The 228-nt window shown below is 46.1% G+C and carries 1 tRNA gene; it reads right to left on the bottom strand.

What is annotated here, in order from left to right:
* Positions 1-65 precede the first annotated feature (65 nt).
* Positions 66-142 (bottom strand) — tRNA-Met (locus AB4407_RS07610).
* Positions 143-228 lie beyond the last annotated feature (86 nt).

Raw genomic sequence — 228 nt, 5'->3', positions numbered from 1 at the left:
TATCGCATAAGCTAACCGTTTATCTTTTCTGCTGCAAAGCATCAAATCAACGTTCAACTGTAATGTGGTTGCGGGAGCCGGATTTGAACCGACGACCTTCGGGTTATGAGCCCGACGAGCTACCAAACTGCTCCATCCCGCGTCCGGATGCATTGTTTAAGACAATGAGACTAAACCATTTTCATTCTGAGCAAGGCTCTAAGAATAGAATTTGGAGCGATACATCGG

The organism is Vibrio sp. 10N.261.46.E11 (genome assembly GCF_041472735.1).
Taxonomy (GTDB): Bacteria; Pseudomonadota; Gammaproteobacteria; order Enterobacterales; family Vibrionaceae; genus Vibrio.
The sequence above is the reverse complement of the archived record's forward strand: the minus strand, read 5'-3'. Positions and strand labels throughout refer to the sequence as shown.